The sequence below is a fragment of the Corynebacterium sp. HMSC070E08 genome, from assembly GCF_001808895.1.
GTDB lineage: Bacteria > Actinomycetota > Actinomycetes > Mycobacteriales > Mycobacteriaceae > Corynebacterium > Corynebacterium hiratae.
In genome coordinates this window covers 13,464-37,142 of the sequence record NZ_KV794739.1, presented here as the reverse complement: position 1 = coordinate 37,142, position 23,679 = coordinate 13,464, and the positions used below count along the sequence as shown (strand labels likewise).

Genomic DNA, 23,679 nt, shown 5'->3' with positions numbered 1-23,679 from the left:
GGCACATGAACAGGGCGTTTTCTCCTCCGGTTGCGAGGCATTAAGGCCTGTTTTAGTCTCTGTGCCCATGGGGGATATCGAAACCTACATCCGCCTTCGCAATTCGGGGATTGCGTTGGTGGAAGCAGCAACCAGCACACCCGAAGGCTTACGTGCGCTCGGCGCCTCGGCCGGTGATGCCGCGGAGCTGGCGTCGCTTCATGCCATTTATTTCGGCGATACCCGCTTCACCGGAAAGCAGCGCGCAGCGCGTCAGGCGGCCCAACGCCAGGGCCACGACCTGGCCACGTTGAACCTGATTGAGTCCTACACCGCCAAGTTGAAGAAACAGCTCGATGTCTGGAATTTGCGCGTCGCGCTGGCATCCACGCCTTCAGAACGGGTTGCTTCAGTGGCGGTGGAGCGCTTGAAGGAGCTCAGGCCCAAACGCGTGCCTTCACCAGGGGTGCGGCTGACCTACCGCAAGAATGGCCCGCACTCGCTCACGGTTACCGATACCGCTCTGAACATATCCACCATTCGCAGCACACTCGAGTCCATCAACCCCGCCGACCTCCTGGACGCCACCCACCAGGTTTTCTTCAAAGAAGGCGTGGGCTCGCGGCCGGCGGTGGGAACCAACGTCGTGATAACGCTCGACGAGCTCGACAAAGTCGTCCGCCATGACGGCGACGACATCGAACTCGAGCTCACCAACGGCGGGCGCATGAGTGGCGCAGAGTTTCTCACCTACAAATTCGCCGAAACTGGCTACGCCACATTGGTCCACCCCACCATCGGGCCGGTGTGGTTGCACCGACTTTCGCGCTTTGCCAGCCTCGAGCAGCGCATCATGGCCAGCGCCGAACACCCCACCTGCGCTATCGAGAACTGCAATAAACCGGCGGACTACTGCCAAGTCCACCACATCATTCCCTGGCAGGCAGGCGGGGAGACCAACCCGCCCAACCTGACCATGCTGTGCGCCTACCACAACGGCATCAACGACGATGACCCCACCAGCCCGACCGGCAGAGGCTATGTCTTTCGTCTAAAAGGGCCCGTTGACTACATCCCGCCCTGGGGAACGCCGATTACCGGGCAGCCCGCCTACCAAGAAGCGGTCAAACGGCTCGCCGCCGACAAAACCCACGCCCGACCGCCGGATCCACCAAACGGTAGCCCACCGCCCGGATAGCTCGCACCCCAGCACCGTGCCGCCAAAGCAGCTCATCCCCAGCATGGTGCCTACTCCACGCGGAGGCCCCGCAAAACCGCGAGGCTTTCCGCGCCTTCGGCGATCCCTCAGCTAAGTCTCATCCCGCCGTCTGCACTGAACGATCTCGGATTCTCAGGAGACGGACTCTAAAGCCGCCGCTGGGGCGAGAACACACAAAGCTCCGACCGTTTGAACGGTTAGAAGCCGGCCTTCTTGAGAGCGTCGGCCATTGAGCCACCGCCGCCGCGGTCCACGCGGCCACGCCCACCGTCGCGGCGGGAGTTGCGCCGGTCGGAGCGGCCGCCGCGCCCCTCGGAACGCCCACCGTCGTTGCGGCGCTTAGGCGCGGGCTGGCCGGGTTCGTCGTCAAGCCGCAGCGACAAACCAATGCGCTGGCGCTCCACGTCTACCTCCATGACCTTCACCTTCACTACCTGGCCCGAGCGGACCACATCGTGCGGGTCGGAGACGAACTTGTGGCTCATCGCGGACACATGCACAAGCCCGTCTTGGTGCACGCCAACGTCGATGAACGCACCGAAGGCCGCAACGTTGGTCACGGTGCCCTCCAGAATCATGCCCGGTTTCAAGTCCGAGACCTTATCCACGCCCTCCTTGAACGTCGCGGTCTTAAACTCCGGGCGCGGGTCGCGGCCCGGCTTATCCAGCTCCGCGATGATATCCGTCACCGTCGGAACGCCAAAGGTGTCATCGGCGAAGTCTGCCGGCGACAGCTTCGACAACACGCGCGAATTGCCGATGAGCTCCGAAACCCCCAGCCCGGTCTTCTCCGCAATGCGCGCCACCACAGGGTAGGCCTCCGGGTGCACGGCCGAGGCATCGAGCGGATCCTTACCGCCATTGATGCGCAGGAAGCCCGCCGCCTGCTCGAAAGCCTTCGGCCCCAAGCGCGGCACCTTCTTCAGCTCCTTGCGCGAGGCAAACGTGCCATTCTCATCGCGGTAGGCCACGATGTTGGCCGCAATCGTGGAGTTCACACCAGCCACGCGCTCCAGCAGCGGGGCCGACGCCGTGTTCAGGTCCACGCCGACGCCATTCACCGCGTCTTCCACCACGCCATCGAGCGTGCGCGCGAGTGCGACCTGGTTGACGTCATGTTGGTACTGCCCCACACCAATGGCCTTCGGGTCAATCTTCACCAGCTCCGCCAGCGGGTCCTGCAGGCGGCGCGCGATGGACACCGCGCCGCGCAGTGAGACATCCATGTCGGGGAACTCATCGGCCGCCAGCTGCGAAGCCGAATACACCGACGCGCCCGCCTCCGACACCACGACCGGGCTCGGCCGCTTCCCACCCGCCTGCGCGATGAGGTCCGCGACTTCACCGGCAAGCTTCTCCGTCTCCCGCGACGCGGTGCCATTACCAATTGCCATGAGGTCCACCGAATGAGCCGCGCTTAACGACGCCAACTCTCTCACCGCCTCAGCCCACTTCTGCTGCGGCTGGTGCGGGTAGACGATGGTGGTGGCAAGGACCTTGCCCGTCGGGTCGACGACCGCACACTTGACGCCGTTGCGGTAGCCCGGGTCCAAGCCCAGCGTCGCGCGCTGGCCCGCCGGGGCCGCCAGCAGAACATCGCGCAGGTTGGTCGCGAAAACCTTGAGCGCGCCTTCCTCCGCCTTCTCTTTCAGGCGCATGCGCACGTCGAGGCCCGAGGAGATGGAGAGTTTGGTGCGCCAGCCCCAGTGGACGACGTCGGCAAGCCAGCGGGAGGTGTCAACGTCTAGGTCGAAGCGATCTGCGATCATGCCCTCGTAGATGGCGTCATCGCCGGCATCGAGGTTGAGCTGCAGCACGCCCTCGTTCTCACCGCGCAGCAGCGCCAAGATGCGGTGCGAGGGAAGCTTGTCGAAAGGCTCGGAGAACTCGAAGTAATCTTTGAACTTTGCGCCTTCGGCTTCCTTGCCTTCCACCACACCGGCGTTCATGGAACCGCTGGTGTACATACGCTCGCGCACCTCACCGACGAGGTCCGCATCCAGCGCAAAACGGTCCACCAAGATGGCTCGAGCACCGTCGAGGGCCTTCTTCGTTTCCTCGAAACCTTCGGTGAGGTACTCCCCGGCCAGCTCGGCCGGGTCCGCCGAAGGGTTCTCGATAAGCTTATCGGTCAGCGGCTCCAAGCCTGCCTCACGCGCGATATCCGCCTTGGTTTTGCGACGCTTCTTATACGGCAGGTACAGATCCTCTAAGCGCGCCTTGGTCTCGCAGCCCTGGATGAGCGCGCGCAGCTCATCGGTCAGCTTGCCCTGCTCCTCAATCGCGGCGAGCACCGTTTCCTTGCGCTCCTCCAGTTCCCGAAGGTAGGTCGAGCGTTCCTCGATGATACGCAGCTGCGAGTCATCCAGCCCGCCGGTGGCTTCCTTGCGGTATCGGGCGATGAACGGAACGGTGTTACCCTCCGCCATGAGCTTGAGGGCGGCTTCGACAAACTGCTCTTTGACGCCCAGCTCTCCAGCGATGGTGGCTGCGATATTCACAAAACCTCTTTTTGGGTCGGGGACTTAAGACCTTCTCACCCTATACCCCGCCCTGCCACGCGCAGGAAGTGCCCAGGCCAAACTCGGTGTGACCAATCTCTGAGGTTCCGTACCAGAGTGTGTGGGGCGGCAAGCACTCCGCGACGGCGGCGGTGACCTTGGTCAGCGGCAGGTCAGAGGTGCCGTTGACGATGACCCTCCACACGTGCTCACTCACCGGCGGCTGGCCGTGTTTATCCATGTACTCATTGACCAAGATATTGTCGGGCTCGCAGGTAAAGGAGATGATCTCTGCGTTGATGTCGAGCGGTTCGACGCCTCCTTCGCGCAGGCGCTGCGGCATGGCCTTGAGGACCTTGTTCCATTCAGCCTCAGTCATAAGTATTGACAAGTCAGTGCTGACGTCCATCTCAATCCTCCTTTAAGGTTTCCAGGTAGGCGCGATCGGCCTCACTTAACTCCGCTGCATCGAGCAGCTCTGGGCGGCGCTGCCATGTTCGCGCCAGCGACTGCTCGCGGCGCCACCGGTCCACACGGGCGTGGTCACCGGAGGTCAGCACGTCCGGCACCGCCAGGCCACGCCACTCGCGCGGCTTGGTGTAGCTGGGCCCCTCCAGCAGGCCATCGGAGAAGGAATCTTCTTCGTGCGAGCGCCGGTTCCCCAGCACACCAGGGATGAGGCGCACGACGGCTTCGGCGATGACCAGCACGGCCACCTCACCTCCGATGAGCACGTAGTCACCGATGGAGACCTCACGTACGCGGTAGCGGTGCTGCGCATCGTCGACGACGCGCTGGTCGATGCCCTCGTAGCGCCCGCACGCAAACACAATATGCTCCTCCGCGGACCACGCTTGCGCATCGGCCTGAGTAAAAGGCTCTCCCGCGGGCGTCGGCACGATAAGGAGCGGTTTGTCCGAATTCTCGCTTTCGCCATAGGAGCGCGCCTCGACGCCATGAATATCGTCGTGGCGCGGCTTGCTCAGGTGCGGCAGAGCGCTCTGCAGATCCTGGGTCGAGGCGGTGCCGGAGGAGACGTCGTCAAGCGCCGGCCCCCACACCTCCGGCTTCATGACCATCCCGGGACCACCGCCGTAGGGGGAATCGTCAACGGATTTGTGCACGTCGGTGGCCCACTGGCGCAGGTCATGCACGCCCACCGCGAGCTTGCCCTGCTCGATGGCCTTGCCCAGCAGTGCGTGACGCAGCGGGTCGAGATACTCCGGAAAAATGGTGAGAACGTCAATCCTCATAGGTCGAGCAACCCTTCCGGCGGGGTGATGGTGCAGGTCCCCGCCTCCAGATCGATCTCTGGAACGATCTGCTCAACAAAGGGGACCAACGCCTCTTTGCCATCGGTGAGCGTGATTTCCAGGAGGGACTGCGTGGGGCCGTGGGTCACGCCGGTCACCTCGCCAACCTCTACACCGTCGAGGAGGACGCGCAAGCCTTCCAACTCGTGGTCATAGAAGCCGTCATCCTCTGGGTCTTCGAGAGGCTCAGCGAAGAACTGGGTGCCGCGCAGAGAATCCGCGGCCGTGCGATCCGGGATTTCTTTAAACGTGATGAGCAGGCGCCCCTTGTGGGCGCGCACCGCCGCGATGGTGAGTTCGTGTTCCTTCGTGCCTTGTGTGCCGTGGAGAACCTCGCCGACGGCGAATCGGGTCTCGGGGGAATCGGTGGTCACCTCGACGGAGACCTCGCCTTTAATGCCGTGGGATTTCACCACGCAACCAATGAGTAGTTCCATGCCTGCTAGCTTAACGGGCTACGCTGGGGCGGCATGACTGAGCTTCCCATCAATGACGCAACCACCTTTGGCGACGCCTCCCACAACAGTGCCGCCCTCACAACACTGAATCTGCTCGATGAGGCCCCCGAGCCACACCCCACACGCCCCAGACCAGCCGTTAAGAGGGTCCTCAGTGCCGACGGCGCAAACCTCATCCTCTTCTCCTTCCTGCCTGGACAAGACCTACCTGATCACAAGGCCGCGCACCCCATCACCGTCCAGGTGCTCCAGGGATCGGTGATTTTTAGTTGCGGGGAACAAGATGAGGTGCTCGCTCCCGGACGCATAGTGCACCTTCCGGCGTACGTGCCGCATGCGGTGACATGTAGCGAGGAACCTGCACTCATGCTGCTCACCATGTTAACGCCGAACACTGGCGCGAATGTCTAGACTTTTAGTACGATTCTAAGATCGTGAGTAGTTCGAAGCCGTATCACCATGGAAATTTGCATGAAGAGATCCTCCGGGAGGCCATCAAACTCGGCCGGGAAGGTGGACCGGAGGCGGTGACGATTCGCGCCGCAACGCGCGCGGTGGGCGTCTCCCCCACCGCCGCCTACCGTCACTTCAAGGACCAAGCCGCGCTTCTCGACGCCGTCGGGGCCGTCGCCACCTACGAACTCATCAACAAGCTCAGCGATACCTTCGAAACGACGGAGGGCACCATCATTGACAAGATGATGGAGGCCGGTTTCACCTACTTCCACCACGCCTTGGAAGAGCCGCACTTCTTTATGTGCATGATGGCCGCGAGCAGCTTTGGTATTCCGGCCGGGCTCGTAGCCGCGGCTGAGGGGCCCGGCGAAGACCTACGTGTGCAAGCCATGTTCAATTTCTACGGCTACATGGAGCAGTACGCGCGATCCATCGGCCAGCAACCCAAGAGGCAGCACATGATGCAGAATTGCCTAGCCGGATGGTCCACGGTGCACGGTTTCACAGTCTTGTGCCTCAGCGGTCATTTGGGGTCGCTACCGGAGGAAAAGGTGGAAGCTATGGCGCAGTCAGTTATTGCCTCCGCTGTCCGCGGCTTGGACTTCGAAAACCCTCTGGAGGTCCGCCTCCCACGGCCGAAAAACTAGATAATCCCCGCGACCTACTGGTCAGCGGGGATATTACGTTTGGAGTGCAGAAATTACTCTGCGGTCTCCTCAGCCTCAGCGGAGTCGGCCTCTTCAGCCTTAGCGGCCTCTTCCTCGGCCTTGGCAGCCTCAGCAGCAGCGGCTTCCTCAGCAGCCTTCTCGGCGGCAGCCTTAGCCTCAGCCTCTTCCTTGGCCTTGCGCTTCTTCTCGGTGATGGCCTCGATGGTCGGGCCGTTGTTGGCCTCAGCCAGAGCAGCGTTGAAGAGATCCAGCTTGGACGGCTTCGGCTCAGCAACCTTCAAGGTGCCCTCTGCGCCCGGCAGACCCTTGAACTTCTGCCAGTCACCGGTCACCTTGAGCAGTGCGAGAACCGGCTCGGTCGGCTGCGCACCGACACCCAGCCAGTACTGAGCGCGCTCGGAATCGATCTGGATCAGGGACGGCTCCTGCTTCGGCTGGTAGATACCGATGTTCTCGATAGCCTTGCCGGAGCGGCGGGTGCGTGCATCAGCGACGATGACGCGGTACTCAGCGTTGCGGATCTTACCCATACGCTGCAGCTTGATCTTAACGGCCATGATTGGCTCCTTTTCTAGTCACCGGGCAGTTCAGACACGCGCCGCTTTCTGGCGCGCCGGTTCAACCCTTGGATTTATCCTGCGCGTGACGTGCCGGCCGTCCGTAGGCGGTACCGGCGTTACGCAGAGATGAAGTTTTACGTGTCCTCCACGCGGTGCGTGAACAACCTCAACAACTTTAGCGGAACCCACACGAGATAGGAAATTCCCTTTAGCTCTTGCATAGTTAGGCCTTACCCCGTGAAAGGGGTAGTCTGTAATGCGGTTATTTCGCCGCCACACAATCCTCCTTTTATGAATAAACAAGCACCCTCCACATTCCGCTACCGTTACGACCTCGACGGCCTCCGCGGCATCGCGATCGCCTTGGTTGTTCTGTACCACGTCTTCGTTGGTCGTGTCTCAGGTGGCGTCGATGTCTTCCTCCTGCTTTCCGGGTACTTCTTCTTGGGCTCGCAGCTGCGCTATGCCGCGCGGCCCAACGCCTCCCTGAACCCGTGGTGGCCCATCTGGCGCACGCTCCGCCGGCTTGTTCCTTCCCTCGTGCTCGTCATCGGCGTGAGCTATCTACTCGTCCGGCTTTTCGCTCCGAAGCTCATGAACACGGAGCTCACCAAGCAGATCACTGCGACGGTCTTCTACTACCAGAACTGGGAATTAGCGCGGCAGAACGCTGACTACGCCGCTGCCTCCGCAAGCACATCACCACTGCAACACATGTGGTCCATGGCGGTCCAGGGCCAGTTCTACCTGCTGGGCATCTTCTTCGCTCTCGGCCTGGCCGCTTTCATGCGCCTGCGCCCCAAGAACACGGGCCTGCGAGAACAGCGCTTCTCTTCCATTAATTCCATCGCTGGCCCGATTCTCCTCGTAGTTACCGTCGCTTCTTTTGCCTATGCATCCCGCGACGGGCTCTTTGGCACCCCGGAGAACTACTACTCCACATGGTCGCGCGCGTGGGAGCTGACTTTGGGCGCGGTGCTCGTTATCTATGGCTCGCACCTGCGCATGCCGCAACACTTGTCCAACCTCGCCACCGCCGTCGGTCTGGCCGCGCTCGCCTGCACCGGTCTGGTTATCTCCGATACCTTGGCATTCCCTGGGCCGCTGTCCCTGTTGCCGATCGGCGGCGCGGTGCTCATCATTATCGGTTCCGGCGGGTCTTTCTCGCGGGTGCTCACCACCCGGGTTTCTCGTTGGCTCGGTGATATCGCCTACCCGCTCTATCTGTGGCACTGGCCTCTGCTCATCATTTCCATCGCCGCCCTCGGCCTGGAAACCCCTCCGTGGTGGCTCGGTGCCATCATTATCGTGGTGTCGCTGGGCTTGGCGGACGTGACGCATCGTTTCGTCGAGAAGCCCCTGCGCCAACACCGCAAACGCCCGCTTGCCGACGACCTCCCCGTCCACCGCGGCCTCGCCGACCTCCGCACCCGCACCGGCGCTCTCCGCGGGGTCGGTGGCGTCGTCGTTGCTGCCTGCACCATTGCTCTCGTGGCCGTTCAGCCGCTGTGGCTGCGTAGCCTGCAGGAGGCCAACCGCGAAATCCTAGATCCGAGGCTCTACCCGGGAGCCACGACCTTCGTTGAGAACATCACGCCGCCTGAGAACGTAGAGATCAAGCCTGACCCGATTCTCGCGCGCGGCATCCAGCCGCCGGTCGCTGATAATTGGTGCTTCATTCCGGAGCAGGAACCAACGGACTACTTCATCGAGACGCAGAAAGACGGCGTGACGCCGTGCATCTTTGGTGACGTTGATTCCGACGTCGAGGTCTACTTGGTTGGTGGCTCGCATGCGGAGCAGTTCTCCTCGGCGCTGGATTACTTGGGCCGCGAGATGGGCTTTAAGCTCGTCCCGCTTACCCGCGTGGGTTGCCCCATCGAGTTGGGCGATGAACTGAGTGTGAAGCCCTCTTGCGCCGAATGGAGCAAGGAAGTGGTCAAGCGCATCATCGACGCGGACCCAGCGTTGGTTGTGTCCAATTCCACGCGGCCAGGACAGCCGTTCGGCCACGGCCCCGATGCTGTCCCACCAGGCTACATAGCCTTCTGGGACGAGCTGGCCAAGCACGATATCCCCTTTGTAGGCTTCCGCGACAACCCGTGGGGCTTCGATGAACACGGCAATGGCCGCCAGTTTGATGAGTGCTACGTGGCCACCAAGGATTCCCTCGGGTGTGGCATGCGTTTCGAGGAGGTCTACGCGCCCTATGACCCCGGCGCTGAAGTCCTCTCGCAGTACGACAACATGCTCGCCGTGGACACCTCGAAGTGGTTCTGCAACGCCGACGGCGATTGCCCGGTCATCATCGGCAATATCATGGTCTATCGCGATATGCACCACTTCACCAAGGCCTTCGCCGACTCCGCCATCCCGCTCATCCGTGAAGCAATCGCGCCTATCCTCAACGGCGAGCAGGTCAAACAGCAGCCCCCGCAGATTCCCGCCGATAGCCCCGTGATCCCCCAGTCCGCTGAGACGCCTCCGGCCACACCCGCGGAGCCCATCCCCTATCCGGCCTACCCCGCAGGAGAAGCCATCTAGTACGCAGAAGGGTCGGCGCTACAAAGCGCCGACCCTTTTCTCACCGAAGAAGGCTATGTTCTTCGGTTATTTCTTCTTGCCCTGACCAAAGTCCAGGTTGCTGAGGTCGATATTTTCCATGCCCTTCGGCATCTTGATATCGCCTAGTCCGGGCATGCCGCCGCCCATTTGCTCCTGCATCTTTTGCAGCTCCTGCATCGACGGCATGCCACCCGGCATACCGCCGCCACCACGACGCTTCGGCGGCTTGCGCTTGCCGTTCTTGCCCTTGCGGCCCTTCGGCTTCTTCTTGGTAGCGGAACGCCCACCGCCCATGCCCGGCATACCAAAACGACCGGCCATCTGCGACATCATCTTCTTGGCTTCGGTGAAGCGCTCGATGAGCTGGTTGACGTCAGAAACGCTCACACCGGAACCAAGGGCAATACGCTTGCGGCGCGAAGCGTTGAGAATCTTCGGGTTCTCGCGCTCCTCCGGGGTCATACCGCGGATGATGGCCTGGATGCGGTCGAGCTGTTTCTCATCGACCATGTCGGCGATCTGGTTCATCTTGTTGCCGCCCGGCATCATCTTGAGCAGGTTGCCCATCGGGCCCAGGTTGCGCACCATGAGCATCATGTCCAAGAAGTCGTTGAGCGTCATCTCGCCGGAGCCCATCTTCTTGGCGGCTTCCTCCGCCTTGGACTGATCCAGCTTGGACTCCGCCTGCTCGATAAGTGTCAGCAGGTCACCCATACCCAAGATGCGCGAGGACATGCGCTCCGGGTGGAAGACGTCGAAGTCCTCGAGCTTCTCACCTGTGGAGGCGAACATGATGGGCTTACCCGTGACCTCACGGATGGACAGGGCTGCACCACCGCGGGCATCACCATCCAGCTTGGTCAGGACGACACCGGTAAAGTCCACGCCATCGCGGAAAGCTTCAGCGGTCTGCACGGCGTCTTGGCCGATCATGGAGTCAATGACGAAGAGCACTTCGTCCGGGTTGACGGCATCGCGGATGTTGCGCGCCTGCGTCATCAGGGTCTCATCGATGCCGAGGCGACCAGCGGTATCGATGATGACGATGTCGTGCTGCGTACGCTTAGCCTCTTCGATGCCGCGCTTGGCGACGTCCACCGGATCCCCATGCGAGGTACCCATCTCATGCTCGTGGGAGTCCAGGGAGGTGCCAGGATCCGGCGCGTAGACGTCGACCCCGGCGCGCTCGCCAACGATTTGGAGCTGCTGCACCGCGCCCGGGCGCTGGAGGTCACAGGCCACCAGCATCGGGGTATGTCCCTTGGAGGCAAGGTGCTTGGAAAGCTTGCCCGCCAAAGTGGTCTTACCAGCACCTTGGAGGCCGGCGAGCATGATGACCGTCGGCGGATTCTTGGCTAGGTTGAGGCGGCGGGTCTCGCCGCCGAGAATCTCGATGAGCTCCTCGTTGACGATTTTGACTACCTGCTGCGCCGGGTTGAGGGCCTCGGAGACCTCGGCACCGGCCGCACGCTCCTTGATGCGCTTGATAAAGCCGCGCACGACGTTGAGAGAGACGTCCGCCTCCAACAACGCAAGGCGGATTTCGCGCGCTGTGGCGTTGATGTCCGCCTCGGTCAGCTTGCCCTTGCCGCGCAGACCGGACAGGGCTGATTGCAAGCGGTCAGACAAAGACTCAAACACGGTGCAGTGCTCCCTCAACTATCGTGGATAAATTTATAACTTCCCCAGCTTAGCCGTTGACCAGTGCTTGGGTCACATTCCGGACGAGGGCGGCGCGGGGGACGTCGCCAAGCGGCACGGCGTGGAGCACCATCGTGGCGCCCGGCGCGGCGGTGGATACCCACTCGCACTCGGGAAGCAGCGCCAGCACGTGGCCGAGGGTACCCGGGTAGTCATCGATCCGAACCTCGAAGACTCCACTGCTCCACATCGCGGTCGCGGGCCCCGGCACAAAATCGGGCAGCACGGTATAGGTGCCGGATTTATAGGACTGAACGAGGCGCTCCTCCACCGTGGCGAGATCGATAGCACCGTGGAGAGCGCGGATGTCGAACTCGCCGGCATAGCCCTCCTCGGTGCGCACGAGGCGCGAGGAAAGAATGTTCCAGCCCAACGCGGCAATCAGGGCCAGGGGGCGCACGGCCTCCCTTTGGTAGTTGCCACGCCACAGGACGGTAAAGCTGTCATCCTCCGGGTTGTGGCGCAGACCGATGTCGCGGTCGGCGGCAACCAGAGGACGAACTGGGCGCAGTGCCTCCAACTGCGCAAAAGCACGCCCGCTGACCGCTTCAATGCCCTGATTTAGCCTGCGGTTCCACACACCGGGCCCGGTGGATTCGGCATCGGCGCGGGCGAGCACGACGAGGAGAGCCAAGGTGAGGTAGTCATAGCGCACGGCTTCGAGGAGCTCGTCACGGGCTTCATCGGATGAAGGGTCCGTGCGGGAGACGATGCGCGCCAGCGTGGTGTGCTCAGCGACCACGGTTTGTACGCGGGAGCGATCCGCCAGGTCGAGACCAAGCTTGGCTGCGGCTCGCGCCACCATCTCCGCCCCCACCATCTCGTGCGGGCGCCCATAGCCTTTGCCGATGTCGTGATAGAGCCCCACCAGGAGCAGCAGGTCCGGCCGGGCCACGGAGGTGCGCGCTTCCGCACAGCGCGCGGCGGTAAGGATGGAGTGGTAGTCCACGGTGTGAGCGTGCGTGCGCTCGCGCGGCAACAGCCCCCGGATGTGCTCCCACTCTGGGACGAGCCGCTCCCACAATCCGTGAGCGTCCATCTCCTGGATGAGGCGCGGAGTGTTGAGCGGCGAGGACAACAGGCTGAAGAAGGCATCCGTCGCGGCGGCGGGCCAGCGTTCGGGCAGTTCCGGCAACTCGCGCAATTGCTCCCAGACGTGGGAGGGCACTGTTCTGCCCGAGCGCGCCGCAGCGGCGGCCACGCGCAGGAGCAGCCACGGCTCGTCGAGATCGGCGGTGCGAGCGAGGCGGATCTCGCCCCCGACATCAACCACCCCGATATCGAGGGGCTTACGTGTGCGGTTGTGGCTGCGCCTGGCCACCACGCCCCGCGCCGTTGCCAATGCCCGCTCCACGGCCTTGTCCACCGCTGCGGCGGCAGTCACGACGGCCGCAGACAAGTCATAGCGGTCGGCAAAACCCAACTCGTGAGCTATCTCCTCAGCGAATTCGGGATCGAGGACGTCGCGGTGTCGGCGGGCGGTGACGTGGAGGAGCGTGCGGACGTCGAGAAGCAGGGCCTGCTCTTCCTCGAGCGCTGGGGCGTCGGCGAGGTTGCCCAGGGCGAGGGCCCGCAAGAATTGGATGTCGCGCAGGCCGCCCCGCCCATTCTTGATATCCGGGTGGGTCATCGTGGCCAGGGTCCCGGACCGGCGCCAGCGGGTGATTGCTAGGTCGACGAAAGCATCGAAGTTGCTCTGCAACAGGCGGCGCCACGAGGCATAGACCTGGGCGCGGGTGGAGTCCACGAGCTGCTTGTCGCCGGCGACGAAAGCCAGATCCAGCTGCGCGAAGCCGGCGGCGGGATCAGATCCGGCGATGGCACCGAACTCGCGCGGGGTGCGCACGGCGTAGTCAAGCCGGTATTTGGCGTCCCAGATGGGGTACCAGATTTCGGAGACGACGTCCTCGGGAAGCTCGGTGTCATCCGGGTGGAGGAGAATCAGGTCGAGATCCGAAAAAGGGGTCATCGCCCGCCGGGCAAAAGAACCCGTGGCGGCAAGCGCACAGCCGGGCGGAAGCTGCAGGGACTGTGTGAGGCGCAGCGCCGAAGCGTAGGCGTCCTCACGCAGTTGGGCGGCCGTAGACACCTTTTAGAGAGCGGCCTCGCCGCGTTCACCGGTGCGTACGCGGATGACGTCCTCGACGTGCGTGATCCAAATCTTGCCGTCACCGATCTTGCCGGTGTAGGCGGCGTCGACGATAGCGGAGAGGATGTCCTCCACCTGCTCGTCGGCCGTCACCACCTCAAGCTTGACCTTGGGTACGAAATCGGTGGCGTACTCGGCGCCGCGGTAGACCTCGCTGTGGCCGCGCTGCTGACCAAAACCCTGGGTCTCGGTCACGGTCAGGCCGTGCACGTCGTGCTGTTCGAGGGCTTCACGGATGTCCGGCAGCGTGAACGGTTTGACGATGGCAGTGATGAGCTTCATCTGTTACTCCTTAGCTCCGGCGGTGTCGACCCGCGGCTGGACGGTAGGTGCAGGGTTAATCCTAGCGTCGTGGGTGTGGCGACGGTGAGACGCCACGGACTCACGGAAGTCATAGGCGGACTCGCGGTGCTCGCTCAGGTCGATGCCTTGGTCTTCATCATCGGCCCTCCACCCCAGGGTGGCGCGGATGAGGAGCGCCACAACCAGCGTAACGGCAGCGGAGAACAGCATGGCGACGAGCGCGATGACCGCCTGGACGACGAGCAGCTTGAAGCCTTCCGAGAGGTGACCGGTGAGGATGCCGTTATCCGTGGCGAAGAAGGCCAACCCGATGGTTCCCCACAGGCCAGCGCACAGGTGCACGCCGACGACGTCCAGGGAGTCATCGAAGCCCCAGCGGTACTTCAGACTGATACACAGGCAGGCGATAATGCCGCCGAGGAACCCGAGGGCGATGGAACCGAGCGGGCTGAGTGCTCCTGCGGCCGGGGTGATGGCGACAAGACCTGCAATCGCGCCGGATGCAGCGCCGAGAGAAGTCGCGGCGTGGTCCCGGATTCTTTCCACGAGCATCCAGCCGAGCATCGCTGCGGCCGCCGCAACAGTGGTGTTGAGCCATGCCAGGCCAGCAAGACCGTCCGCAGCGAAAGCGGAACCGCCGTTAAAGCCGAACCAGCCGAACCACAGAAGCGCAGCGCCCAGCATCACCATCGGAAGGTTGTGGGGCCTATCGATGTGCTTCGGGAAGCCCGCGCGCGGGCCCACGACGATAGCCAGAACCAGGGCAGCCGCGCCGGCGGAAATGTGCACGACGGTGCCGCCCGCGAAGTCGATGGGAGCAATGAGAGCCTCACCGTTTGATACACCGAAGAGCCACGCTGCGAGGGAACGCGGGGCATGGGAGAGCACTCCCCCGCCCCACACCATGTGAGCGAGCGGAAAGTAGGCGAAGGTGATCCACACGCCCGCAAAGGTGAGCCACGCGGAGAACTTCACGCGGCCGGCGAGGGCTCCGGAGATGATGGCTGTCGAAATAATGGCGAAGGTTGTTTGAAAACCGATGTCGATGATGTTGGGGTAACCAGCACTGCCGGCAAGGTACTCGGCGGAGGGCCCGGTGATGTGGCCGCGTAGCCCCCAGGCTTCGAACGGGTTACCCACGATACCCGCCAGCGAAGAGCCCGCATAAGACATTGACCATCCCCACAAGACGTAGAGCACTGGGACGAGCGCTAGTGCGCCGAAGGACATCATCATCATGTTGAGGACGTGACGGTTGCCCGCCATTCCGCCGTAGAACAACGCCAATCCGGGGGTCATGAGCAGCACCAAGGATGCGCTGATGAGCATCCATGCTGCGTCGCCGGAAGAAAATGCTTCAGGAGTCATACGTCAACTAACCTCGTTTCTATAGCTTGATAGGTAACGGGACTTAATATACCTATCGCACTATAGAATTAGGAAGGAAAGTGAGCTGCAGATCACACTTAAGATCGAAAAAGCGGCGAGGGAAGCACTCTCCTCGCCGCTTGTCCCAGCACGCGCCCTAGAGCTCGTCCTCGGAAGCCTTTACCGTTTGCTCACGCTCGCGCATACGCTTGGCATACTTCACGTCGGTGACGGTCACGCCGTAGATGGAACGGCCCATGTAGAAGGAGCCCACCGACGCGATGATCCACACGCCGAAACACGCGATCATGACCTTGATCAGCGACCACAGGGAAAACCCGTTCTCAGCAAAATCCACGACCAACTTCGCCACAAGCAGCAGCGGAACGGCCAAACCGACCGTCGGCCCCAGCAGGTTGACGCGGGTCAGGGCATCGGGCGCACGCCACAAGGCGATGGCGGTCCCAATGACCAAGACCGTGGCTACGACCAACAGAATCGAGGCGATAATCTCCGCGATAGTCATGGTCTTACCTCCTACCCTTCGAGATGATGCGGGCCATCGACAACGTCGGCAGCACGCCGGCCGCAATAGCCGCGAGCATGGCGATGTCATAGACGATGGACGCGTGATTAGTCATGGACCACGAAATATACATGCACAGCATGCCGTAAAAGACCATGTCACTCATCACGGTTCGGGTGAGCTCATCACGGGAGCGCAACGCCAATACCAACGCCGCGCACACCGATGCGCCGATGAGGAAAATACTGACAAAAACTACCCATTGAAAGGCGCTCATCGAGGAAAAATCAATCATTTCTTATCATCCTTTCGGGCATCCTTGTTCTGTGCAACCTGGCGCAAGGGCCACACGGAGTACTTCTCCACATCGTGCGCGGCCAGCGGGGTATCGTCCGCCTTCGCGATATCGGGGGCGCGCATATGGCGGCCCAGGGTATCCAGCGGATACTCGTAGAACGTCGGGGCGAGCTCCTCCGTCGGGCCCTGGCCAGGCACGCCATAATCGATGCCCTTCACTCGTGGCGCGAGGCGCTCCTCCATGTCCGCGAGGTCCGCCATGACACTAGCCGGGTCATCCCCCATCACGGCTTGGACCAGCACGATGCGCGGAAGGCCTTCGGCAACCGGCTCGCGCAAGCCCAACGACAGGGTGCCCGGCGTTGCGGTAATGGACGAGGTGAACCAGAAGATCTCCCAGGCGCTCGTCACACGCAAGGGGTACCGAAGCACCACTGGGCGATAGTTGTTATGCGGCTTGAAGGATTCCATGGCGAGCGAAAAGCCCGCGACGAAGATCTCCTTAATGAGCCACAGAGCGTAGACAACTGCATGCACAGCACTCTTCATTTAACGGCCCTCCTGAAGGGAGTCGATATCGGGTAGGGCTACGGGGTCGTCGCCAAGCACTGCGTGTGCGTAGGCCTCCGTGTCCAACAAATCCTCCGATGCCTCCATGGTGACACTAATGACCGGCCCGGACAGGATGAACATGGTCAGCGAGCCCAAGATCAACGCCGCCGAGGGCGCCATCAGCTTCTTGCGAATCACAAGTTCATCGGGCACCTTCTCCTTTGGCAGGTCCTTGCCCCAGAAGACTCGGCGCCACACGCGCAACATGGCCAGGAACGCCGCGAAGGAGGCGATGATAATCACCGCGATAACGGTCCAGGCCCATCCCCCGCCGGTACGGGCGATTTCCGCGACGATGAGGACCTTGCCCCACATACCGGAGAAAGGCGGGAAGCCCACGACGGAGAAGGCACCGGCGGCGAAGATCCACGCGATAATCGGATCACGGCGCGCCAAGCCAGAAAGCTTGTTGAGCCTGCCCGTACCGTACGTCTCCTCGATGGCACCGGAGGCCAGGATGAGGGAGCCCACCGTGAGCATGTGGTGAATCGTGTAGAGAATGCCGGCAGCCAACGCGCGCTGCGCATCGTGGGTCGTGAAGGCCATCATCACGAGGATGAAGGGCATACCGTTGAGCATCTGATAGCCCAGCACGCGGCGGATGGAGTTCTCAGCCAAGCCGCCGAAAGCGCCAACCAGCATGGAGATGATCATGATGACGATGATGAGTGTCCCCCACCGCTGGTCCATATCAAAGAGCTGCACCCACAGGCGGTAGAGCATGTACACCGCCACCTTGGTGTGCAGGCCGGAGAACAAGCCCATGACCGCAGCCGATGTTCCCGGGTAGGTCCGTGGCAGCCAGGACTGCACGGGGAACACGCCGGCCTTCGCAGCGATGGCGATAACGATGATGCCCGAGGCCACCGTCACCGGGCCGTTGCCGGCGGCAGCGCCCGTGAGCGCCGCCAGGTTGACCACGCCGGTCACCGAGTAGATATAGCCCACGCCGACCACCAAAAGCGTAGATGCGAACAAGTTCACCAGCACGAAGGCGCGGCCGGCAGCCAAGCGCGACCAGGTACCGGACATCGTGATGAGGCCATAGGACGGCAGCAGCATGACCTCGATGAACACGAAGAAGTTAAAGAGGTCAGCGGTCAGCAGGGCGCCGCACACACCAGTGATAAGGATTAGTGTCAGCGACGGGTAGTAGCGAGACTTGGTCTCACCGCCCACGATGGCAAACCAGTTGGCACCGAAGGCCACGATCATCGTCGTAATGAGCATGAGTGCCGAGAAGGTATCGGCGGCGAAGGCAATACCCGCGTTGCCCAGGTAGTTACCCACGCTGTGCGCCACCACTCCGTTGCTCATGGTGTAAAGCAACAGCGCAAAGGAGGCGAAAATACCCACGCCCGGAACGATGAGCATGATGGCATCGCGCACGCGGCTCCATGGCGCGAGGAGCGCCAGCGCCGCCGATACGAGGGGAACCGCTGGGAAGAGCGGGAGGAGGGCGCTTACGGTGTCATACATCTAGTTGTCCTCCTCTTGTTCGAGTTCTTTCAAACGATCCATCTTGTTAGCCGAGCGCTCCAGAATCTCCCGGTTCTGGGTGTCGCGTCCCAGCGTGGAGAAAGCGTGGTCAATGGTGTTGTCATCCACCGGCTCAACAACATCCGTGTCGTCGTTCGCGCCCATCGCTGCCATGGTCAGCAGGATGGTCGAGGTAGCCATGGAAATCACCACGGCGGTCAGCACAAAGGCCTGCGGCAGCGGGTCCGCCATCTGGTCCATGCCCACCTGCGATGGAAAGGACTCCCCGCGGTAGGAGTACACGCCGGTGGCCAGGAGCATGAGGTTGGCACCGTGGCCGAAGGCCATCATGCCCAGCACGATGTGCACAAGGCCGCGCTGCTGGATGAGGTAGACGGCGCTACCGATGAGCAAAGCAATGGTCAGTGCGAGGATCATGAGTTCTTCTCCTCTTGAGCCGAGATTCGGTGGGACGAGGACGCACGGTGGCGTGCCTCGGAGTCATTGAGCAACGCCGTTGGGTCCGAAGACGGGTTGATGGACTCGGGATACGGGTCGTCGACATCCTCCATGACCACGCGCGGGGTATTCGGCAGCGCGGAATCATCGTCATGAACCCACGGCAAGTAGTCCCGCTCGGTGCCCGGGCGCAGGTAGCCACCCAAGGCGTTGATGGCCATGGTGAGCATGCCCAACACCGCGAGGTAAATGCCGAGGTCGAAGATGAGCGACGTCGTCCAGTGCTGCCCCAGGGCGTGGCCATGGATGGCGGTGAGGAAACCACCGGAGCTATGCGACGTCGGGATGTAGCCGATGAAGCCTGCCACCAGCGCCACGATAATGCCCACGCCGGTGAGGTGAATCGGAGTCATGCGCCCGAAGACAATCTCATCGGTACCGCGGGACAGATAGGTCAGGCCGATGGCAGCACCCATGATGAGCGCCGCTGGGAAGCCGCCGCCGGAAGCCTGGTGGCCGCGGTAGAAGACAATGAAGGACATGACCACCAGGATTGGGATGGCCACGGCAATGCCCTTGCGCAGCGGCACCGAGTTGAGCTGCGACTGACCGAACGGAGCCGGGCGTGTGCCGGAGGTGAACGGGAAGCGCGGCAGCGTCGAGGTGACCGCTGCGATAACCACGGCGGCCATGCCCAACACCGAAAGCTCGCCCAGGGTATCGAGTGCACGGAACTCCACGATGATGGTGGCCACCACATTGTCGCCACCAGTAATATCCGGAGCGTTGTTGAGGTACCACATGGCCAGATCCGAGCGCTCGTGACGGCCCATCAGCGCCCACACGCCCAGGAATGCGGTGAGCCCAGCGAGCACGGCCACCACGATGGAACCCACCTTGCGGTTGTTGTTTTGTACTGGGTGGAATTTCTCCGGCAGATAGCGCAGGACCATCATCATGACGATGACGGACAGCGCCTCCACCGTGAACTGCGTCAGGGCCACGTCGGGTGCGCCGAGCAAGAACATCTGCAAGGTCACGCCGGTTCCCGCGGTACCAATCATGACCGCACCGGTGAGGCGGTTGCGGGTGCGCACCAAGCCAAACATCGACAGCGCGACGATACCCAGCGGCAGCAGATCCCATGGGTTGTCAAGGCCGTCCACGCGCGGGTTGAGAGCCACACCGTCGACACCCGTGGACACCAGAGTGGAGCCCGCAAGGATGATGACTAGGAGGATGATCGGCAGGATCAGCTTCGACGGGTTGTGGGTATCGGACATGCGGCCAACGAAACGGCCGAAGGCTGCGCACACATCCTGGATCCACTTCAGAATCTGGTTACCGGTGCGCGGCAGGAGCTGGCGCTCCTCCATCGCGGTCCACAGCGGCCCGCGGAAGAACAACGCGATGATGCCAGCGATCAGCACCATCACAGAAATAAGCAGCGGGACGTTCAGGCCGTGCCACAGCGCAAGGTGGGAATGGCCCTCCATACCGATGGCCGCCACGATGTTATCGAGCGGCTTATCGAGTGCTCCCATAACGAAGATGATCGGAACCGACATCACGCCCGGCAGAGCCGCGGGCAGCCACAGCCGAACCGGTGCCTCATGGACATGCGACATGTTGCGCGGGCCATCGAAAAAGGCACCGAAGACGATCTTGGCGGAGTAAGTAAACGTGAAGAACGCACCCACGCCGGCGACGATGAGCAACAGCACCTGGCCGGTCGATCCGATGGGAGCCTCTTCGAAGGCGGTAAGCATCCCTTCCTTCGACACGAAGCCAAACAGCGGCGGGACCGCCGCCATGGAGGCAGCGCCGATGAGCATGGAGCCGAAGGTCCACGGCATCTTGTTCCACAGCACGCCGAGGCGGCGGATATCGCGGGAACCGGCCTCGTGGTCGATGACACCAATGAGCATGAAGATGGAGGACTTAAACAGCGCGTGCGCCAGCGTGTGCACGAGCGCCGCCGCAATGGCGAAAGGCGTGCCCACACCAATCGTGGCCACGATCCATCCCAGGTGGGACACGGTGGAGTACGCGGTCAGCTTCTTCAAGTCCGTCTTCTGCACGGCGAAGACCGCCGACATCACGGCGGTACCCATACCGGCGACGATGAGCAGCCAGTTCCACACGGCAACATCGTGGAAGATGGTGGAGAAACGAATCAACAGGTAGACACCGGCCTTAACCACTGCTGCCGCGTGCAGGAAGGCCGAGACCGGCGTCGCGGCCGCCATGGCTTCCGGCAGCCAGAAGTGGAAGGGGAACTGTGCAGACTTGGTAAATGCCGATACCGCAATGAGCACGGCAACCCCGGCGGTCAGGCCTGGGCGCTCCGCCCACACGTCGGAGGCCAAGATGCCCTCAAGGTTCGTCGTCCCCGCTGCGGTTGCAGCAATCGCCACGCCCGATAGCAAGGTGAGGCCGCCAACGAAGGTAAGGATCAACGTGCGCTGCGAACCCGCCTCACCTGACTTACCGCTGCGCGCAATGAGCATGAACGACGCCAGCGATACCAGCTCCCAGGCAAGGAAGAGCACCACGACGTCGTTAGCGAGCACGAGCAGGAGGATCGACAGCGTAAACGCGGTCATCAGGACATAAAAACTGACGTTTCCTTTTCCTTTAGGCAAGTAAGCCGCAGAATAAGTAAACACCACCGCACCGATGACGAGAGCCAGCATGGCGAAGAAGATGCCGAGTGCATCGCCGCGGAAGGCGAGGTTGACATCAACACCGGGCGCGATCACATCGCGCACCCACGTCACGGAATAGGTCAGTTCTTCGCCACGGGCAAGCGCCGGAAATTCTTTAGCCAACAGTGCCGCGGCGACAATAAAAATGCCGGCTAGCGGGTAGCCGGCTGCGCGATCAGCAACCTTGACGGCTACTGGTGCAAGCGCCACTGCGACAGCTGCGAGGAGGACAACATACAGGAGTGTCACGGAAGAGTAGCCTCACGAACCGTTGTTAGGGCTGTTTAATCAGCCTCACATAGACAGGACTTTCCCAGAGTATCATTGTGACCTCCCCCAAAGCACATCTTTAATGGGATGAAGACGACGAAAGCGCCCCACAAAGGAGGCGCTACGTCTCGAAAGAACTTAGGTCTAGCCCAGGGATCTATAAGGACTTACTTCTCCCCCAGCAAGGCATCAACAAATCCTTCAACCTCAAACGGCGCGAGGTCATCTGCACCCTCGCCGAGGCCCACGAGCTTGACCGGCACGCCCAGTTCCTCCTGCACCTGGAAGACGATGCCGCCCTTGGCGGTGCCATCCAGCTTCGTGAGGACAACGCCGGTGATATCAACAACATCACGGAAGATACGGGCCTGGGTCAGGCCGTTCTGCCCCACCGTCGCATCCAGTACAAGCAGGACCTCATCAACCTCGGTCTTCTTCTCCACCACGCGCTTGACCTTGCCCAGCTGGTCCATAAGGTCCACGGAGGTGTGCAGACGGCCAGCGGTGTCAACGAGAACAACGTCGACGCCCTGGTCAACGCCAGCGGCCACGGCATCAAAGGCCACGGAGGCCGGGTCCGCGCCTTCCTTGCCGCGGACAGTCGTAGCGCCCACGCGACGGCCCCAGGTCTCCAGCTGGTCCGCAGCCGCTGCACGGAAAGTATCCGCCGCGCCGAGCAAGACGTTGTGCCCCATGGACACGAGCACGCGGGCCAGCTTGCCGGTCGTGGTGGTCTTGCCGGTGCCGTTGACGCCGACGACCATGATGACGGCTGGCTTGCCATCGTTCGGCATGGCCTTGATGGATCGGTCCATCTCCGGGTGGCCTACCTCGATGAGGGCTTCACGCAGCATGGCGCGGGCTTCGGCCTCAGAGCTCACTCCGCGCTCCGCAATCTTCTCACGCAGGGAGTCGGTAACCTGCATCGTGGACTTCGTACCCAAGTCCGCCATGATGAGGGTGTCTTCGATTTCCTCCCAGGCATCATCATCCAGGTCACCAGCGGAGAGAATGCCCATGAGGCCTTGGCCGATGGCGTTTTGCGAGCGCGACAGGCGCCCGCGCAGCTTGCCCAAGCGGCCGGCAGCCGGCGCAATATCCTCCTGCGGCTGGGCTGCCGGGGCCTCAACCACCTCAGCGTCGTCGGATACCTCTAGCTCCTCTGGCTCAGCTTCAAGTGCCGCGCTTGCCGACGCCGCCTGTGCCCCCGCCGCCGCGGCGGCCTCCTCTGCTTCGGCTTCCTCTGGCTCTGCCTCCTCTGACTCGGCCGGTGCTTCTGACTCAAGCCGTGCTTCTACCTCTGCCTCTTCTTCGGCCTCAGACTGGACGGAAGGCTCCTCCTCTACCTTCGGGGCTTCGGCTACCGGCTCCGGTTCAGCAGTCTCCGGTTCGCTGGCCGGAACAGCTTCCTCCGTGTCCGCTTCATCCTTATCAACAGCAGCGGCACCGGATACAGCAGCACCAGCGGCGGCAGCACCCACAGCTCCTGCAGCGGCTACGCCGGCGGAAGAAGCCTTATCCTCTTCCTCCTTTGCCGGTTCCTTCTGCGCAGCCGGTTCCGGCGTGCTCACCGGCTTCGCGTCTGCGACGGGTTCCGGCTTCGGCTCTGCCTGAGGCTTCGGTTCCGCCTCAGGCGTCGGTTCCGCCGCAGGCTTCGCTGCCTTCGGTGTCTCCTCTTCATCCTTGAGCTGAGCGTTCGCTAACTCGGTGGCATCACGCTGCTCAGACTTCTTCTCCGCGTGCGGCTGAGCTTTGGGCTCGGCCGGTGCGGGCTCCTCAGTCTTAGCCGCAGGCACAGGTTCCTTGGTAGCGCCGCCGCCAGCAGGGGCAAAATTAAAACCAGACTTGGCCTGGTAGTTGCCGGACTTCTGTTGCTGGGTCAGCTCCTTCGGCTCCTCCACGGGCTTTTCAAAAGAAACCTTCTTTGATTCGCCGCGCTTCTTGCCCAGAACAACGAACAAGACCACCAGCAGAATCAGGACGATGACTGCTATCGCAATCCACAGAAAAGTAGTATTCATGCCCTCCATAGTGCCAGGGTTGTTCACGCCCGGCACGGTGAGGAGGCCAAAAAGCCTCGGACTGGTG

The 23,679-nt window shown here is 62.3% G+C and carries 20 protein-coding genes; 4 read left to right on the top strand and 16 right to left on the bottom strand.

Annotation, left to right across the window (positions count from 1 at the left end):
• Nucleotides 1-67: 67 nt before the first annotated feature.
• Nucleotides 68-1,177, top strand: coding sequence for an HNH endonuclease signature motif containing protein (locus tag HMPREF2526_RS02925; protein WP_070545771.1), 1,110 nt, complete (start codon nucleotides 68-70; stop codon nucleotides 1,175-1,177).
• Nucleotides 1,178-1,395: 218 nt separating this feature from the next.
• Here the strand turns inward: HMPREF2526_RS02925 and HMPREF2526_RS02920 are convergent, their stop codons facing one another.
• From HMPREF2526_RS02920 to rimM, 4 genes are read right to left on the bottom strand one after another with little or no spacing between them, the layout of a single operon-like run.
• Complete coding sequence (locus HMPREF2526_RS02920; protein ID WP_070545769.1) at nucleotides 1,396-3,699, bottom strand: Tex family protein; 2,304 nt, start codon at nucleotides 3,697-3,699, stop codon at nucleotides 1,396-1,398.
• Between the two features lie 40 nt (nucleotides 3,700-3,739).
• Entirely contained in the window at nucleotides 3,740-4,078 is a 339-nt protein-coding gene (locus HMPREF2526_RS02915) for a hypothetical protein (protein WP_232751664.1), read from the bottom strand.
• Between the two features lie 31 nt (nucleotides 4,079-4,109).
• Entirely contained in the window at nucleotides 4,110-4,952 is an 843-nt protein-coding gene (gene trmD / locus HMPREF2526_RS02910) for a tRNA (guanosine(37)-N1)-methyltransferase TrmD (RefSeq protein ID WP_070545767.1), read from the bottom strand.
• Nucleotides 4,949-5,449, bottom strand: a complete 501-nt coding sequence (gene rimM / locus HMPREF2526_RS02905; protein ID WP_070545765.1) for a ribosome maturation factor RimM — start codon at nucleotides 5,447-5,449, stop codon at nucleotides 4,949-4,951. Before rimM ends, trmD begins: the two co-directional genes overlap by 4 nt.
• Nucleotides 5,450-5,482: 33 nt before the next feature.
• Here rimM and HMPREF2526_RS02900 point away from each other — a divergent pair, with 33 nt between their 5' ends.
• Nucleotides 5,483-5,881 carry a cupin domain-containing protein gene (locus HMPREF2526_RS02900; RefSeq protein ID WP_070545762.1) on the top strand — a complete coding sequence of 133 codons (399 nt, stop codon included), beginning with the start codon at nucleotides 5,483-5,485 and terminating at the stop codon, nucleotides 5,879-5,881.
• A gap of 23 nt (nucleotides 5,882-5,904) precedes the next feature.
• Nucleotides 5,905-6,573: a TetR/AcrR family transcriptional regulator gene (locus HMPREF2526_RS02895; protein ID WP_070545759.1), complete on the top strand. Its 669-nt coding sequence runs from the start codon at nucleotides 5,905-5,907 to the stop codon at nucleotides 6,571-6,573.
• Between the two features lie 53 nt (nucleotides 6,574-6,626).
• Here the strand turns inward: HMPREF2526_RS02895 and rpsP are convergent, their stop codons facing one another.
• Complete coding sequence (gene rpsP / locus HMPREF2526_RS02890; protein WP_070545756.1) at nucleotides 6,627-7,151, bottom strand: 30S ribosomal protein S16; 525 nt, start codon at nucleotides 7,149-7,151, stop codon at nucleotides 6,627-6,629.
• 294 nt (nucleotides 7,152-7,445) lie between these two features.
• On the opposite strand from rpsP, the gene HMPREF2526_RS02885 reads away from it, so the two are divergent.
• Complete coding sequence (locus tag HMPREF2526_RS02885) at nucleotides 7,446-9,698, top strand: acyltransferase family protein (RefSeq protein WP_070545754.1); 2,253 nt, start codon at nucleotides 7,446-7,448, stop codon at nucleotides 9,696-9,698.
• A 66-nt stretch (nucleotides 9,699-9,764) separates the two neighbouring features.
• On the opposite strand, the gene ffh is transcribed toward HMPREF2526_RS02885, so the two are convergent.
• The 11 genes from ffh to ftsY all read right to left on the bottom strand — a co-directional run bounded on the left by ffh (nucleotide 9,765) and on the right by ftsY (nucleotide 23,612).
• Nucleotides 9,765-11,360, bottom strand: coding sequence for a signal recognition particle protein (ffh, locus tag HMPREF2526_RS02880; protein ID WP_049155367.1), 1,596 nt, complete (start codon nucleotides 11,358-11,360; stop codon nucleotides 9,765-9,767).
• 49 nt (nucleotides 11,361-11,409) lie between these two features.
• Nucleotides 11,410-13,509: a [protein-PII] uridylyltransferase gene (locus HMPREF2526_RS02875; protein ID WP_070545751.1), complete on the bottom strand. Its 2,100-nt coding sequence runs from the start codon at nucleotides 13,507-13,509 to the stop codon at nucleotides 11,410-11,412.
• A gap of 3 nt (nucleotides 13,510-13,512) precedes the next feature.
• A complete protein-coding gene (locus tag HMPREF2526_RS02870; protein WP_046648027.1) occupies nucleotides 13,513-13,851 on the bottom strand; it encodes a P-II family nitrogen regulator in 339 nt (112 codons plus the stop codon).
• 3 nt (nucleotides 13,852-13,854) lie between these two features.
• The gene (locus tag HMPREF2526_RS02865) at nucleotides 13,855-15,240 is read right to left on the bottom strand and encodes an ammonium transporter (protein ID WP_070545748.1); all 1,386 of its coding nucleotides are present in this window, start codon (nucleotides 15,238-15,240) and stop codon (nucleotides 13,855-13,857) included.
• 157 nt (nucleotides 15,241-15,397) lie between these two features.
• Complete coding sequence (locus HMPREF2526_RS02860; protein WP_046648025.1) at nucleotides 15,398-15,766, bottom strand: Na+/H+ antiporter subunit G; 369 nt, start codon at nucleotides 15,764-15,766, stop codon at nucleotides 15,398-15,400.
• A gap of 4 nt (nucleotides 15,767-15,770) precedes the next feature.
• A complete protein-coding gene (locus tag HMPREF2526_RS02855) occupies nucleotides 15,771-16,061 on the bottom strand; it encodes a cation:proton antiporter (RefSeq protein WP_046648024.1) in 291 nt (96 codons plus the stop codon).
• On the bottom strand, nucleotides 16,058-16,612 hold the full coding sequence (locus tag HMPREF2526_RS02850) for a monovalent cation/H+ antiporter subunit E (RefSeq protein ID WP_070545745.1): 555 nt from the start codon (nucleotides 16,610-16,612) through the stop codon (nucleotides 16,058-16,060). Before HMPREF2526_RS02850 ends, HMPREF2526_RS02855 begins: the two co-directional genes overlap by 4 nt.
• On the bottom strand, nucleotides 16,613-18,154 hold the full coding sequence (locus tag HMPREF2526_RS02845) for a monovalent cation/H+ antiporter subunit D family protein (protein ID WP_070545742.1): 1,542 nt from the start codon (nucleotides 18,152-18,154) through the stop codon (nucleotides 16,613-16,615).
• A complete protein-coding gene (locus tag HMPREF2526_RS02840) occupies nucleotides 18,155-18,592 on the bottom strand; it encodes a cation:proton antiporter subunit C (protein WP_010190439.1) in 438 nt (145 codons plus the stop codon).
• Nucleotides 18,589-21,570, bottom strand: coding sequence for a DUF4040 family protein (locus HMPREF2526_RS02835; protein ID WP_070545739.1), 2,982 nt, complete (start codon nucleotides 21,568-21,570; stop codon nucleotides 18,589-18,591). The genes HMPREF2526_RS02840 and HMPREF2526_RS02835 overlap by 4 nt, the downstream gene beginning before the upstream one ends.
• Nucleotides 21,571-21,758: 188 nt before the next feature.
• Entirely contained in the window at nucleotides 21,759-23,612 is a 1,854-nt protein-coding gene (ftsY, locus tag HMPREF2526_RS02830) for a signal recognition particle-docking protein FtsY (RefSeq protein WP_070545737.1), read from the bottom strand.
• Nucleotides 23,613-23,679: the final 67 nt, after the last annotated feature.

Bases quoted from the DNA above. Each gene is read 5' to 3' on its own strand.
- HMPREF2526_RS02845 (WP_070545742.1), bottom strand. From the start codon at position 18,154: ATGTATGACACCGTAAGCGCCCTCCTCCCGCTCTTCCCAGCGGTTCCC.
- rimM (WP_070545765.1), bottom strand. From the start codon at position 5,449: ATGGAACTACTCATTGGTTGCGTGGTGAAATCCCACGGCATTAAAGGC.
- HMPREF2526_RS02865 (WP_070545748.1), bottom strand. From the start codon at position 15,240: ATGACTCCTGAAGCATTTTCTTCCGGCGACGCAGCATGGATGCTCATC.
- HMPREF2526_RS02860 (WP_046648025.1), bottom strand. From the start codon at position 15,766: ATGACTATCGCGGAGATTATCGCCTCGATTCTGTTGGTCGTAGCCACG.
- HMPREF2526_RS02840 (WP_010190439.1), bottom strand. From the start codon at position 18,592: ATGATCCTCGCACTGACCATTGCTTTGCTCATCGGTAGCGCCGTCTAC.
- trmD (WP_070545767.1), bottom strand. From the start codon at position 4,952: ATGAGGATTGACGTTCTCACCATTTTTCCGGAGTATCTCGACCCGCTG.
- HMPREF2526_RS02870 (WP_046648027.1), bottom strand. From the start codon at position 13,851: ATGAAGCTCATCACTGCCATCGTCAAACCGTTCACGCTGCCGGACATC.
- HMPREF2526_RS02915 (WP_232751664.1), bottom strand. From the start codon at position 4,078: ATGACTGAGGCTGAATGGAACAAGGTCCTCAAGGCCATGCCGCAGCGC.
- HMPREF2526_RS02925 (WP_070545771.1), top strand. From the start codon at position 68: ATGGGGGATATCGAAACCTACATCCGCCTTCGCAATTCGGGGATTGCG.
- HMPREF2526_RS02900 (WP_070545762.1), top strand. From the start codon at position 5,483: ATGACTGAGCTTCCCATCAATGACGCAACCACCTTTGGCGACGCCTCC.
- HMPREF2526_RS02855 (WP_046648024.1), bottom strand. From the start codon at position 16,061: ATGATTGATTTTTCCTCGATGAGCGCCTTTCAATGGGTAGTTTTTGTC.
- rpsP (WP_070545756.1), bottom strand. From the start codon at position 7,151: ATGGCCGTTAAGATCAAGCTGCAGCGTATGGGTAAGATCCGCAACGCT.
- ftsY (WP_070545737.1), bottom strand. From the start codon at position 23,612: ATGAATACTACTTTTCTGTGGATTGCGATAGCAGTCATCGTCCTGATT.
- HMPREF2526_RS02850 (WP_070545745.1), bottom strand. From the start codon at position 16,612: ATGAAGAGTGCTGTGCATGCAGTTGTCTACGCTCTGTGGCTCATTAAG.
- HMPREF2526_RS02885 (WP_070545754.1), top strand. From the start codon at position 7,446: ATGAATAAACAAGCACCCTCCACATTCCGCTACCGTTACGACCTCGAC.